Source organism: Thermodesulfovibrio sp. TK110 (assembly GCF_054658355.1).
In genome coordinates, this window is sequence record NZ_BAAHNB010000001.1 from 45,656 (window position 1) to 60,220 (window position 14,565).

Annotated in this window: 13 protein-coding genes; 10 read left to right on the top strand and 3 right to left on the bottom strand. The window is 36.1% G+C overall.

The window, feature by feature from the left end:
* The first annotated feature begins 14 nt into the window (after positions 1-14).
* Positions 15-197, top strand: coding sequence for a DUF6800 family protein (locus ACYQ3X_RS00295; protein ID WP_460179847.1), 183 nt, complete (start codon positions 15-17; stop codon positions 195-197).
* On the opposite strand, the gene hisD is transcribed toward ACYQ3X_RS00295, so the two are convergent.
* Together hisD and ACYQ3X_RS00305 are read right to left on the bottom strand one after the other, a co-directional pair.
* Entirely contained in the window at positions 190-1,461 is a 1,272-nt protein-coding gene (hisD, locus tag ACYQ3X_RS00300; RefSeq protein ID WP_460179848.1) for a histidinol dehydrogenase, read from the bottom strand. The two genes, ACYQ3X_RS00295 and hisD, sit on opposite strands and share 8 nt — an antisense overlap.
* Positions 1,462-1,471: 10 nt before the next feature.
* Entirely contained in the window at positions 1,472-2,545 is a 1,074-nt protein-coding gene (locus ACYQ3X_RS00305) for a 3-methyl-2-oxobutanoate dehydrogenase subunit VorB (RefSeq protein ID WP_460179849.1), read from the bottom strand.
* Between the two features lie 164 nt (positions 2,546-2,709).
* On the opposite strand from ACYQ3X_RS00305, the gene ACYQ3X_RS00310 reads away from it, so the two are divergent.
* A complete protein-coding gene (locus ACYQ3X_RS00310) occupies positions 2,710-3,405 on the top strand; it encodes a SapC family protein (RefSeq protein WP_460179850.1) in 696 nt (231 codons plus the stop codon).
* Here the strand turns inward: ACYQ3X_RS00310 and ACYQ3X_RS00315 are convergent.
* Positions 3,337-4,320, bottom strand: coding sequence for a glycosyltransferase family 9 protein (locus ACYQ3X_RS00315; protein ID WP_460179851.1), 984 nt, complete (start codon positions 4,318-4,320; stop codon positions 3,337-3,339). The genes ACYQ3X_RS00310 and ACYQ3X_RS00315 overlap by 69 nt on opposite strands.
* Before the next feature lie 16 nt (positions 4,321-4,336).
* On the opposite strand from ACYQ3X_RS00315, the gene ACYQ3X_RS00320 reads away from it, so the two are divergent.
* From ACYQ3X_RS00320 to ACYQ3X_RS00355, 8 genes are all read left to right on the top strand, one after another.
* Positions 4,337-6,208 (top strand): ASKHA domain-containing protein, encoded by a 1,872-nt coding sequence (locus ACYQ3X_RS00320; RefSeq protein WP_460179852.1) that lies wholly within the window; start codon positions 4,337-4,339, stop codon positions 6,206-6,208.
* A 20-nt stretch (positions 6,209-6,228) separates the two neighbouring features.
* Complete coding sequence (cysS, locus tag ACYQ3X_RS00325; RefSeq protein WP_460179853.1) at positions 6,229-7,689, top strand: cysteine--tRNA ligase; 1,461 nt, start codon at positions 6,229-6,231, stop codon at positions 7,687-7,689.
* On the top strand, positions 7,671-8,411 hold the full coding sequence (rlmB, locus tag ACYQ3X_RS00330; protein WP_460179854.1) for a 23S rRNA (guanosine(2251)-2'-O)-methyltransferase RlmB: 741 nt from the start codon (positions 7,671-7,673) through the stop codon (positions 8,409-8,411). Before cysS ends, rlmB begins: the two co-directional genes overlap by 19 nt.
* Positions 8,408-10,777, top strand: a complete 2,370-nt coding sequence (locus ACYQ3X_RS00335; protein ID WP_460179855.1) for a heavy metal translocating P-type ATPase — start codon at positions 8,408-8,410, stop codon at positions 10,775-10,777. The genes rlmB and ACYQ3X_RS00335 overlap by 4 nt, the downstream gene beginning before the upstream one ends.
* Before the next feature lie 164 nt (positions 10,778-10,941).
* Complete coding sequence (locus ACYQ3X_RS00340) at positions 10,942-11,214, top strand: AAA family ATPase (RefSeq protein WP_460181674.1); 273 nt, start codon at positions 10,942-10,944, stop codon at positions 11,212-11,214.
* A complete protein-coding gene (locus tag ACYQ3X_RS00345) occupies positions 11,177-11,431 on the top strand; it encodes a hypothetical protein (protein WP_460179856.1) in 255 nt (84 codons plus the stop codon). The genes ACYQ3X_RS00340 and ACYQ3X_RS00345 overlap by 38 nt, the downstream gene beginning before the upstream one ends.
* Before the next feature lie 236 nt (positions 11,432-11,667).
* Entirely contained in the window at positions 11,668-12,441 is a 774-nt protein-coding gene (locus ACYQ3X_RS00350) for an undecaprenyl-diphosphate phosphatase (RefSeq protein WP_460179857.1), read from the top strand.
* Positions 12,441-14,543, top strand: coding sequence for a DNA translocase FtsK (locus ACYQ3X_RS00355; protein ID WP_460179858.1), 2,103 nt, complete (start codon positions 12,441-12,443; stop codon positions 14,541-14,543). Before ACYQ3X_RS00350 ends, ACYQ3X_RS00355 begins: the two co-directional genes overlap by 1 nt.
* Positions 14,544-14,565 lie beyond the last annotated feature (22 nt).

Genomic DNA, 14,565 nt, shown 5'->3' on the forward strand with positions numbered 1-14,565 from the left:
CAGAGGAGGAGGTTATGTCAAAAAGACTTGTTGACAGAGAACTGAGAAAAAGAAGGCTTCGCAGAGAAAAACTAAGAAAACTCAGAGAAAAATTTAAAGAAGCAAAAAATGAAGAAGAAAAGAAACTGATTCTTACAAAAGTATCAAAAATTGCTCCATCTCTAAAAATTGAACAGTTTATAGCATCTGTTAAGTAGTTTTTCTTACTCTCACTGTATTGGCATGTGCTTGCAGTCCTTCAAGGCTTGCAAGCACATCAACATATGAAGCGAGTTTATTGAATCCTTTTTTTCCAAGCTTTATAATAGAACTTCTTTTTAAAAAATCATAAACTCCTAAGGGTGAGAAAAATCTTGCTGTTCCAGATGTTGGAAGAGTATGATTTGGTCCTGCCACATAGTCTCCAATGGGTTCAGGAGTCCATTGTCCTAAGAATATTGCTCCAGCATTTTTTAAAAAAGGGAGCAGTTTTTCAGGATTTTCTGTCATAACCTCAAGATGTTCTGGCGCAATTTCATTGGCAACATCACATGCTTCATCCAGAGAATTAACAACTATGATCGCTCCAAAGTTTTTAAGAGATTTTTTAGCTACCTTTGCCTTTGGTAAAGATTTAAGCTGTGAAGCTATTTCATTTTTTACTGCCTCTGAAAGTTTTTCCGAATTTGTAATAAGAATACTGCATGCCATCTCATCGTGTTCAGCCTGACTGAGCATATCAGAAGCTACAAAGGCTGGGATTGCTGAGCTGTCAGCAATAATGAGAATTTCACTTGGTCCTGCAATCATGTCTATGTCCACTTCACCGAAAACAAGCTTTTTAGCTGTTGCCACATATATGTTTCCAGGTCCTACAACTTTATCCACTTTTTTGATTGTCTGAGTTCCATAAGCCATAGCTCCTATTGCCTGTGCTCCACCAATTCTGTATACTTCCTTTATTCCAAGAAGATGCAAAGCAGCACATACAGTGGGATTTAACTCTCCATAAGGCGTGGGAACACATACTGTAATTTCTCTAACTCCTGCAACTTGAGCAGGAATAATATTCATAAGAACTGTTGATGGATATGAAGCTTTACCTCCTGGTACATATGCTCCAACTCTTTCAATAGGTCTTATTAGCTGACCAAGAATGATATCTTCCTCTTCATACTGCCAGGAGTTTTCAAGTTGATGTTCATGAAATTTACGAATTCTTTCTGAAGCAAATCTCAAAGCATCAATTACTTCCTTTGAGACTTCTTTTGCCTTTTTTTTGATTTCATCAGGTTCAATTTTAAGGGGAAGGCTGTGTTTGTCAAATAACTTTGTATATTTAATTAAAGCCTTATCTCCTTTTTCCCTAACTTCATTGAGGATTTTTTTGACATTTTCTTCAATTTCAGGCTCAGATGTTGATCTTTTACGGAGTTTTTTAATAAATCTTTGAAGCTCACTTTTATCTTTAATGGTAAGCATAAAATAACCTTCATCCAACTGCGAAAACTTTTTTAGTAGCTGTATGTTTAACAAGAGCCTCATAGACATCTTCTGCTGTTACAATGTTTCCACCAGGTCTACCATATAAATAAACTTCAGCCATGCCATTCACAGAAAGTTTTACATCTTCAACCATCTGTCCTGCATTAAACTCAACAACAATGAATCTTTCAATTTCCTGGGCAAGCTGTCTTATTGGTTCTTCAGGAAATGGAAAGAGTGTAACAGGTCTTAAAAGTCCAATTTTAACTCCTTGTCCTCTTAACTTTCTTATTGCTGAAATTGAGATTCTTGCGGCAGAGCCGAATGCCACAACCACAACCTCTGCATCATCAATAAAGTAAGTCTCATATCTTACTTCCTTTTCTTTCCACTGCTTATATTTTTCCTGTAGCTTCCAGTTGTGTTTTTCAAGCTCTCCTTCACCCATAAAAAGAGTTCTTATAAAACGGGAGGGTCTTCCTTTTGCTCCAGTTAAAGCCCATGAAGATTTATCAAAACTTTTTATTTCTGGAACTCTCTGGATAACAGGCTCCATCATCTGGGCAATTACTCCGTCTCCAAGAATCATTACAGGATTTCTCCATTCATCAGCTTTTTCAAAGGCAAGTATTGTATAATCCCACAGCTCCTGAACACTAAAGGGAGCATATACAATTAAACGATAATCTCCATGTCCACCACCTTTTACAGCCTGAAAGTAGTCAGCCTGACTTCCAGATATATTTCCAAGCCCTGGACCCCCTCGCATCATATTTACAATTACTGCTGGCAACTCAGCACCTGCAAGATATGATATTGCTTCCTGTTTAAGACTTATTCCAGGAGAACTTGATGATGTCATTACTCTAACTCCGCACGCACTGGCACCATAAATCATGTTTATTGCAGCGATCTCGCTTTCTGCCTGAATAAATACTCCTCCTGCTTCTGGTAGTCTTTTTGATAAATATTCAGGGATTTCATTTTGAGGAGTTATTGGGTATCCTGCATAAAATTTTAATCCTGCTCTTATTGCAGCCTCTGCAACAGCTTCATTTCCTTTCATTAAAATTTTATTCATCCTTTACTCCTTTTTTAAGGTTTATTTATGGATATAGGGCACCCCAAAAACTCTACGAGTTTTTGGGGACCCCACATAGTTTAACTATATCATCTCAAGAATTTGCTGTCAATATTTTTTGAACTTTATGCTATAATTTAGAAATTTTCCACAGGGAGGTTAAAATGAAAGCAATAATGAAAGCATTTAGAAAAGCTGTTGCTTTAGATAGCGCGGTTCATAGATACTTAAAGGTAAAAATGCCTGAAAATTACTCATTTATGGAGAATGTTGAAGTTGTGCCGCTTACTTACTCGGAAATTTTATCTGCCACAATGTATTATCCAGTTATGTTTGGAGTGCAGGATAAAGTTGTTTTCCCCTTTGCTGTTATAGGAATTAATGGTAAAAATGTATTTTTAAAAAACAATGGAACATGGAAGATTGACACTGTACCAAATATTTGCAAACATTATCCATTTGGAGTTCTCAAAGAAGTAGAGGACTACACAATTATTTTTGATGAAGTTTATTCCTCTGATGATGGAGAAAGAGTTTTTGATGATGAAGGCAATGAGACAGAATTTTTTTCAGAAATAAAACAGGGACTTACAGAGCTTGCAAGGGATTTTCATGATGCAGAGGAATGTTCAAAAGAGCTATTTGAGGGAGGATTATTGAAAACATTGAATCTTGATATTGATACAAAACTTGGTAAAATGCAGTTTCGCAATATTTTAATAGCAAATGTTGAATATCTATCCAGACTTCAGCCTGAAAAGCTTTACAGCCTTAATTCAAAGGGTTACCTTTTAATTCTCCATGCTCATTATCTGAGTCTCAGAAATTTCAAGCTTTTTGATATATTTGCAGAGCTTTGAGAGTAAAAAATCTGGATTGAGACATCTTCTATCTTCACATGTACTGGGGAAACAGGCTTTGCAGCCTTCATAATGAATAATTTTATAACTTTCACCAATGGGATGCCAAATTTCAGGGTTTGTGGGACCAAATATAACAATTGAAGGAATGCCAAGATAACTGCTTAAGTGGCTAACTCCGCTATCAAGCCCTATGTATAAATTTGCTTTAATAAGAGTTTTTGCAATTTCCAGAGGCTCTTCTATGTAAATTGAGTTTTTAAATATCTTTATTAATTCTACTTCAGCAGGTCCAAGAAGATAAAGGATTTCAAAACCATAATCTTTTAGAATTTGCTCAAGCTTGAAGAAAAAGCTCAAATCAGGATTTTTCTTTTTCGAGCCACTTCCAGGATGCACAATGCAGAGCTTTGAATCTTGAACTTTGAACTTTAAACCTTGAACCTTGAATAGCCCACAGGGCTTCTTTGAACCTTGAATAACCGAAGGCTGAAGGGCTAATGGAAGAGTTTTAGAAAACTTTTCATTTTGCAGTCCAAGTTCTTTCAAGTAGTATTCCACAATCCAGATTTGCTCCTCAGGAACTGGATTAATATAGATTGAACTATCACTGCTTAACAGGTCCCCAAAAAGTCGTGTGCCTTTTGGGGTACCCCACGGATCCCCAAAAACTCTATGACTTTTTGGGGTGCCACAGATTTCTCTGTTTTGCGAAAAAATTATCTTCAGGGCGAACTCTTCTTTTGGCTTATAAAATGTCGCCTTCTTACAAAAGCCTGTTTTTTCAGCAATTCTGAAATACTCAGGATTTCCCCATACAGTCACCTCATATCCTTTTTTTGTAAGAATTTCAAGAACTGGATAAATAAGGAGGCTGTCTCCCAATCCTCCCATGCGATAAACAAGAGCTTTCATGATATAATTTTAAATCATGTCTAAAATAAGAATAAATCGTAGTGAATCAGAGAGCAATAAAGACAGTCTTTTGCAGCTTTTACAGAAACAGGGTATATATATTCCTGCATCCTGCGGAGGTAAAGGCATTTGTGGAAGATGTAAAATTAAAGTTTTAGAAGGCAGTATCAGTTCTAACTCCTTTTTAGGTATATCAGAAGCTGATAAGACTGAGGGATTTGTTCTTGCATGCCAGAGTTTTCCTCAAAGCGATATCTTAATTGAATTGCCTGCTCAGTTAATCACAGTTTCTGAAAGAATAGCCCTTGCCAAAGCAGAACTTATTGAAAATATTTTTAAAACTCAGCCATCTCTGTTGAGTCCCCTTGTTAGGAAACTTCATTTAAAAATAGAGCCGCAGGAATCTTTGGCAGATTTTGAAAATTTAAAAATTGCAGCTCGTAGAAGTTTATCAATATCAAGAAAACTTGCTTCTCAGCTTCCAGATTTTTTAAGAGAAAACCAGTGGAATATAACTTTAGCATTATTAGAAGATGAAATTATTGGTTTTCATTCAGAAAGACTCTATGGAATAGCCATTGATATTGGAACTACAACTGTGGCAATGGCTCTGATTGCGCTTGAGCAAGGTAAAATTATGGATGTAGTCAGCTGTTACAACTCCCAGATTAATTACGGAGATGATGTAATTACAAGAATTGTTTACGCAGAGGAAAATCCTCATGGACTTAATGTTTTAAGAAAATGTATTGTTGACGATATTAATGCTCTTATAAATACAGTTTCAGTAAGAAGCAGGGAAGGCAAAATCTCCTGTGTTATTTTATCTGGTAACACTACAATGTGTCATCTTTTCTGGGGAATTAATCCATCATATATAAGACAGGAGCCTTACACTCCTGTTTTCAGTCACTATCCAGTATGGAGAGCGTCTGAAGCAAAGCTTTTACTGGATGATCAAATACCTGTTTACACTATTCCATCTGTTGCTGGTTATGTTGGAGGAGACATTGTCGCAGGAGTTCTTGCCTCTGGGCTTTACAAAAATGAAGAACTCTCATTATTCATTGATATAGGAACAAACGGTGAAATTGTTATTGGAAACAAAGAGTTTCTTGTTACTGCATCAACCTCTGCAGGTCCATGCTTTGAAGGAAGTGGAATAAGCTGTGGAATGCGGGCAACTGAAGGAGCTGTGGAGTCTTTTAAGTATTATAGAGAAAGTGATAGTTTTGAGATTAAAGTTATAGGTAATGTAAAACCACAGGGAATATGCGGAAGCGGAATGATAGACATTCTCGCTGAGCTTTTCAGTAATGGAGTTATTGACCAGAAAGGTAAGCTTCTTGTTGAAAAATCTCAGCATATATTCTCAGAACAGTTGCCCTGCAATGATTCAAATGCCCTGCAGGTGATTCAAAGTTCAAAATTCAAAGTTCAAAGTTCAAAGTTCAAGGATGGGGAAGCAAAATTTATTATTTCATCGGACTGTTACATAACTCAATCAGACATTGACAACATTATAAGAGCAAAGGCTGCTATTTATGCTGGAATTTCAACCCTTCTGCAGGAGTTAGGAATAAATGAAAAAGAACTGAAAAAGGTATATATTGCAGGAGGATTTGGAGAGTTTCTTGATGTAAAAAAAGCTATAAAAATAGGGATGTTGCCCAATCTTGCAGAAGAAAGATTTATTTTTTTAGGTAACACATCCTTAACAGGTGCTGTTTTATGTCTTCTAAGCAAACATCTGTGGAAGGAGGCGAATGAAATTGCTCAAAAAATGACATACATTGACCTTTCCCGCTCTAAAAAATTCATGGATGAATATGTTTCTGCACTCTTTTTACCCCATACTGATTGGGAAAGATTTAAAGAGTTAAGTTAAAATAAAGCCTGGAGGATAAGATGAAAGTTTTTAACACTCTTACTGAAAGAGTTGAAGAATTTGAGCCTCTTAATGACAGAAAGGTGGGTATTTATGCCTGTGGAGTTACTGTTTATGACCTCTGTCACATTGGTCATGCAAGAAGTGCTGTTGTTTTTGATGTAATTGTGAGATATCTGAGATACAAAGGTTATGATGTAAAGTTCGTAAGAAATTTTACTGACATTGATGACAAAATCATAAACAGAGCTAATAAAGAAGGCGTAAGCTGGAAAGAAATTGCAGAAAAATATACTGAAGAATACTATAAAGATATGGATCGCTTAGGAATATCAAGGGCAGATATTGAACCAAAGGCAACAGAACATATAAAAGAGATGATAGAAATAATTCAAAATTTAATTGAAAAGGGATATGCTTATGCAGTAGATGAAGGTGATTCAAAGAGCGTTTATTTTTCCGTTGAAAAAATTCCTTCTTACGGGAAGCTTTCAAAGAAAAAGATTGATGAGCTTATGAGTGGTGCCAGAGTCCTGGTTGATGAAAGAAAAAAGAGCCCTCTTGATTTTGCTTTATGGAAGGCATCAAAACCTGGAGAACCTTGGTGGGAATCACCGTGGGGAAAAGGTAGACCTGGCTGGCATATTGAATGCTCTGCCATGTCAATAAAATATCTCGGTGAAACCTTTGATATTCATGGAGGTGGTGCGGATTTAATATTTCCTCACCATGAAAATGAAATTGCCCAGTCAGAGGCATTCACAGGAAAAACATTTGCAAAATACTGGATTCACAATGGCTTTGTAACGATAAACAAAGAAAAGATGTCAAAATCACTTGGAAATGTTCTCAATATCAGAGATTTGCTTGAAATTTATGATGCTGAAGCTTTAAGGCTTTTTCTTCTCTCAAGTCATTACCGAAGTCCCATAGAGTTTTCCCATGAATATGTTAAAGAGGCTGAAGCAACCCTTGATAGAGTTTACAGCACAATAATGAGAATTGAAGATTTTGAAAAAGTTGATGGAAAAGATAAGGGTAGTTTAGATTTAAGCAAAATCAGTTCAGAACTTCAAAATCTTAAACCAGAGTTTGAAAAAGCAATGGATGAGGACTTCAATACAGCAAAAGCTTTAGGCATAATATTTGAATTTATTAAAGAACTCAATCGCTTTATGGATAAGAAACCATCAAGTAAAGAAGAAGTAGAGTTGCTTTTTAATTCAAAAAAAACCATTAGAGAACTTGGCAGCATCTTAAATTTATTTCAAAGGGAGCCAATTAAGTGGTACAGAGACTTGCTTAAAATTAAAAGAATAGAAGTTTCAGAAGAAGAAATTAATAGACTGATTGAGGAGAGAACTCTGGCAAGAAAAAACAAGGATTGGCAAAAGGCTGACAGTATCAGGCAGGAACTTCTCTCAAAAGGAATTATTCTTGAAGATAAACCTGACAGAACAGCATGGAAAGTAAAAATTTGATTATCTATGGTGTAAATCCTGTTCGTGAAGCTTTTAAAATACCAGAAGCACTGATGGAAATTTATATATCAAAAAACAGAACTTCCAAGCTTAAGGAAATAGTTGAACTTGCTGAGAAAAACTCAATTCCTGTTAGATTGGTAGATGAAAGCTTTATTGAAAAAAATGCACAGGGAGTTCACCAGGGAATCCTTGCCAGAGTTAAACCGAAAAGAACAATCCCCCTTGAGGAAGCTCTTAGAATACCTTCACAAAAACAGGAACCTGCCTTTTTCTTGATTCTTGATTTGATTGAAGATCCTCAAAATTTTGGAAGTATCTCAAGAGTTGCCGATGCAGCAGGAATTCATGCAATAATTTATCAGGAAAGACGCTCTGCAGGATTGGTTCCATCTGCATGGAAAGCATCAGCTGGAGCTCTCTGGCATGTCAATCTTGTAGAAATCAACAACATTAAGTATGCAATAAAGGCTTTAAAAGAACATAATATCAAAATCTACGGTGCTGAGGCAAAAGCAGAAAAGCTTTACTGCAGAAGTGATTTTACCCAGCCAATGGCTTTAGTGATTGGTTCTGAAGGAAAAGGAATAAGGCAGACAGTTCTTTCTTTATGTGATGAAATCGTCAAAATTCCAATGAAAGGTAAAGTAAACTCGTTAAATGTTTCTGTTGCAGTGAGTGTGTTTGCTTTTGAAGTTTTAAGGCAAAGAGAAATTTTATGAAAAAAACAGTGGAAATACCAATCAAGGGAATGACATGTGCTGCCTGTGCTCAGGCTGTAAGTAGAGCATTAAGCAGAGTTGAGGGAGTCATCAGCGCAGAGGTAAATCTTCTTACTGAAAAAGCAAAGATTGAAGTAACTGAAGGGGTTGATATTCACAGATTAATCAGCATTGTAAGAGCAACAGGATATGACATAGGACAGAATAGTCTTTATTTACAGGTAACAGAGCTTGACAGTGATACTGCAAGACTGATTGAAGAAAAACTATCTCAGATTGAAGGAATACTGGATATAAAAACAGATGTGGTAAATAAAAATGCTGTTTTATCATACATTCCTACAATCACTGATGAGGGAAAGATTTTATCCATTATAAAATCTCTTGGTATAAAGGCAAAAAAATATGCTGATACCGTATCTGCTTTTGAAGAAAAGAAGAAGGAGTTTGAAAAACTAAAAAGAGATCTCATTATAAGCGTTATCTTTACATTGCCTGTTTTTCTTGGAAGTATGTTTCATATAACTTTTTTAAGGGAAGGCTTTGTTCAGCTTATTCTTACCACTGCTGTTCAATTCATTACTGGATGGAGATTTCACAGACTTGCATTCACTGCTCTCAGACATGGCACAACAAACATGAACAGCCTTGTAAGTCTTGGAACAAATGCTGCCTATTTTTATAGCGTTGCAATGCTACTTTTCGGGCATGAAGGTAAGCATCTTTACTTTGAAACCTCTGCTGTAATAATAACTCTTATAATTTTTGGAAGAACCCTTGAAGAAAGAGCAAAAACAAAAACATCTGATGCCATTCAAAAACTAATTCAGATGCAACCAAAGACTGCACTGGTATTAAGGGATGGCAAAGAAATGGAGATACCAATTGATGAAGTAAAGATCGGTGATCTGGTAGTGGTTAGACAATCAGAAAAAATTCCTGTTGATGGCGTTATCATGGAAGGTTCATGTTCCATAGATGAATCAATGATAACTGGAGAACCCATACCAGTGGATAAAAATATTGGCGATAAAGTAATAGGTGGCACAATAGTTCTTTCAGGTGTAATAAAAGTTGAAGCAAAAGCAGTGGGAAAAGAGTCTTTGCTCAGTCAGATAATTAAACTCATACAGGAAGCACAGACAGGAAAACCTCCTATTCAGAGGCTTGCAGATAAAATCTCAGCAATATTTGTCCCTGCTGTTTTATCAGTGGCAATCATAACTTTTGCATTGTGGATGATTTTTGGCAAAGATACATCAATGGCTTTAAGTAATGCTATTGCTGTGCTTATAATTGCCTGTCCCTGCGCATTGGGACTTGCAACACCAACTGCAATTATGGTTGCCACAGGTATGGTGGCATCAATGGGAATACTTCTGAGAAATGTTGAGAAACTTGAAGAGGTAAACAAGATGCAGATTCTATTTACAGATAAAACAGGCACACTCACTCAGGGAAAACCGGAAGTGAAACACGCTCAGTATTTTGAAATGTCAAAAGAAGAAGTCTTAAGAGTTGTTGGCAGTGCTGAAAAATACTCTGAACATCCTCTTGCCAGAGCAATTTTAAGGCATTGCATGAGAGAAGGAGTTAACTTAGATGAACCAGTAGAGTTTCAGGTAATTGCAGGCGGAGGAGTGAGGGCAAAAGTAAGGGATTCAAAGGGTATTGAAAGAAATATTTTAATTGGAAGCGGTAAATTGATAGAAAAAAACAAAATCCCTTTACCAGAAACCAGTCCAGATACATCAACAACAGTTTATGCCTCAGTGGATGGCAAAGTTAACGCAGTTTTTTATATCACTGATCCCATAAGAGAAGAAACTCCTGAAACAATAAAGGAACTTAAAAAAATGGGCATTGAAATAGTTATTCTTACAGGAGACAATCCCCTTACAGCCCGAGCTATTGCTGAAAAGCTGGAAATAGACCATTACTTCGCAGGCTTGCTTCCTGATGAAAAGGCAAAAATTGTAAGGAAATACAGAGTTGAAGAAAGAAAAATCGTTGGAATGATAGGAGATGGAATAAATGATGCTCCAGCTCTTGCTGAGGCAAATATAGGTATTGCAATGGGAGGAGGAACAGATATAGCAATACATACAGCAGATGTAACACTTATGAGAGGCGGATTAAAAAGCGTGCCATCTTTAATAAAATTGAGTAAACTCACTCTTAAAACAATTAAGGAAAACCTTTTCTGGGCATTTATTTACAATGTAATTGGTATTCCCGTAGCAGCAGGAGTTTTATATTTATTTGGTGGACCACTTCTTAATCCAATGCTTGCATCTCTTGCAATGTCCTTAAGTTCAGTCTCAGTGGTAAGTAATTCGCTTAGATTGAGGATGAGAAAGGTTTAAAATATCATTGACGATATCTTAAATTTTGCTGTAAAATTTAAAATAATGAGCGAAAAAAGCTGTATAATCGTTGTCTAACCAATCTGCTTCCTGACAAAGCTTCGGGTAAAAGGATTGTTTTAATTACAGGTGCAAGACAAACAGGAAAAACCACTCTTGCAAAAATAAAATATCCAGAACTCAGATACATAAATCTTGATCTCTTTGAAAATAGAGAAGCGCTGAGGGAGATATCAGCTTTAAACTGGCACAGAGATATTGGTGAGGCTGTTATAGACGAAGCGCAAAAAGAAGCATCCATATTTGAAAAGATTAAGTATGCTTATGATGAGGGTAAAATTTCCTTTCAGGTTTTGCTTGGCTCAAGCCAGATAACAATTAAAAAAATAAGAGAAACCCTTGAAAGTTTTAGATTCAATACCTTCGGTTTTATTTGAGGAGGAGGCTCTAAGGCTCAAAGACATTGAGGATTATATACTTAAATGGGGAGGTATGCCTGCTTTAATTCATATTGAAAGAGAAAAAGAGAAGAAAAAGTGGCTGAAAGATTATCAATATACCTATCTTGAAAGAGACCTTTCAGATCTTGCAAGGCTTGAATATCTCGAGCCTTTCAGAAAATTTCAGGTGCCTTCATGGAGGCTTTTTATTTGATGGTTTGAGTCCTTGTTCTTCCTGAAATTGCCGATAAAGTTAATAAAACATTGCAATATTTAAGACATCAATAAAAATTGACTTTGGTGTAACAATTGTGTTACAAAAAATTGTTAAATTGCATGACCTGCCAAATATTGATGAGAAAAATAATATGCAATAGAAAAAACGCCTTAGAGTTGATCCTCATCAATATGGGAAGCCTTTAAGAAAAACTTTAAAAGTAGGAGGAAACCGTGCAGGAAGTTATTAAAGCTGTCATTCTTGGAGTTATTCAGGGAGTTACTGAGTTTTTACCAGTAAGCAGCACTGCTCATCTTGTGATTACACCATGGATTTTTGGATGGTCCGGAGAATTGAACTCTTTAAGCTTTGACATTGCTGTTCATGTGGGCACTTTAATCTCACTTCTTCTCTGCTTCTGGAAAGACTGGATAGATATATTTTTCAGGGATAGAAAAATGCTTTTCTATCTCATAATTGGAACAATTCCTGCTGGACTGGCAGGTGTTGCTTTCCATGATTTGATAGAGAGTTCTTTGAGAAATCCTTTAATCATTGTTTTTACCCTTGTAGCTGTAGGATTTTTAATGCTTTACGCAGAAAAGACAGGAAAAAGGCAGAAAGACTCTGTAACATTTTATGATGCATTGGTTATTGGTGGAGCTCAAGCAATAGCTTTGATTCCTGGAGTTTCCCGTTCTGGAATAACAATCACCGCAGGTTTATTCAGAGGCTTAAAGAGAGATTATGCTGCAAAGTTTTCCTTTTTGTTATCCACTCCTGCAATTGCAGGTGCTGCATTTCTTGATTTTCATAAATCATTAAAGTTAAATTACTCTCATGACTATTCACTTTTTCTTACAGGACTAATTTCAGCAGCAATTACAGGCATTGTGGCAATCAAGTTTCTTCTTAATTTTCTTAAAAAGTATCCTCTCAATCTCTTTATTTATTACAGATGGGTTTTAGCAGGAGTGATTTTTCTGTTATATTTTCTTAGAAGCTGATGCATGTAAAACCGATATATAGAAAATCTAAAAAAATTACTTCATTGGGCAAAACTGAAACAGATAAAGCATTCTCTCACAGTTTAGGAGCTTCAGACATACTTAAAGGAGTTTTATTAATAGCTTCTGCAGTTTATGTTTCTGTAAGCCTTATTAGTTACAATTTTCTTGATCCCTCTTTATTAACCTATACAAAATCAGCTCCTTCAAACTATGGAGGAGTGGTGGGTTCTTATTTTTCGGATTTTTTGCTCACTATATTTGGAGCTGGAGGTTTTTTAATTCCTCCTTTGCTTGCTTTGTTTGGAATAAGAAGGTTTATGGGAAAACCATTTGCCATGAATAAAATACCCTGTTTTCTGATTCTTCTTTTTTCATTATCTGTTATGCTTGAACCTGGAAGAAAATTCATTGAAATTTATAAAAAAATTCCTGAGGGATTTTCATGGATAGCTTTTCACGGAAGCGAAAGATTTTTATCACTTACAGGAACTTATATTCTCTGGATTTCTGTTTTCGTAGCCTCAGTTATTTTAATTAAACCAAAGATAATAATAAGAAAAAAGCCAGAAACTACTGAAGAATCTACTGCTCAGAGGGAAATGAAACTGCTCACTGTATCCAAACCAGAAGAACCAGTAAAAACTTCTCTTAAAATTTCAAAAATCAGAGAAATAGATGAAAGACAAAAAATAGAGGCAGAGCAAAAAGGCTTTTTAATTCCACCAATCTCTTTACTTAAGATTGAAAAAGCAGAGGAAACTATTTCAAAGGATGAAATAATAGTATCTGCACAGAGCATTGAGGCAAGATTTGCAGAGTTTGGCATTCATGGAACAATAAAAGAAGTTCATCCAGGTCCTGTTGTAACAATGTATGAGTTTGAACCAGCAAGTGGAATAAAACTCAGTAAAATCATAACGCTTAGCGATGAACTCGCTCTTTCACTTAAAGCTCAGAGTATAAGAATATATCCAATTCCAGGAAGGTCAGCAATAGGCATTGAAGTTCCTAATAAAAAAAGGCAGATTGTAAGGCTTGGTGAGATTATTGCTTCAGAAAAGTTTCAACAGTCTTCATCTTATCTTACCCTTGCTCTTGGAAAAGATATATATGGAAATCCTGTTATAACTGACCTTGCAAAGATGCCTCATCTTCTTGTTGCAGGAGCAACTGGTTCTGGTAAAAGTGTATGCCTGAATACAATGATTTTAAGCCTTCTAATGAAGGCAACCCCTCATGATGTAAGGCTTCTGCTCATTGACCCAAAACTTCTTGAACTTTCCACTTATGAAAACATTCCTCATTTGTTCTCACCTGTTATCACAGACCCCAAAGAAGCATCAGAGGCATTAAAGAAGGTTATTGTTGAAATGGAGCGTAGATACAAACTTTTTGCGTCTCATGGTTACCGTAACATAGAAAGCTTTAACCAGTCAGTGCCAGTTGATGAAAAACTTCCTTACATTGTTGTATTCATTGATGAGTTTGCAGACCTTATGTTTACAGCACCCTCAGAGGTTGAACAGGCTGTGATCCGCATTGCTCAGATGGCAAGAGCCTCAGGGATTCATCTTGTTGTGGCAACTCAGAGACCAAGTGTTGATGTAATAACAGGCATAATAAAAGCAAACTTTCCTGCAAGAATTGCCTTTCAGGTTACATCAAGGGTGGATTCCAGAACAATACTGGATACACAAGGTGCAGAGAAGCTTCTTGGAATGGGTGATATGCTTTTTATGGTTTCAGGTGTGAAGATAGTTAGGGTTCACGGTGCCTATGTAAGTGAGGAGGAAGTAAAATCAGTGGCAGAATATCTTCGTAGTCAGGGGACTCCTGATTACTCCCTTTTTGAATCAATTCAAATTCCTCATGATAAAAAGGAAAATAGTAAAACAAATGGAACACAAAAGGATGAGCTTTATGAGGAAGTTATTGAATACGCTCGTCAGGTTGGAGAAATCTCAATTTCTCTTATTCAGAGAAAATTTAAAATAGGCTATAACAGGGCAGCAAGAATAATGGATTTACTTGAAGAAGACGGACTTGTGGGTCCACCTCAGGGTGCTGGTAAACCGAGAAAATTTTTAGATAATTTTTAGCTTGCATTTTTCATAGAGTCTG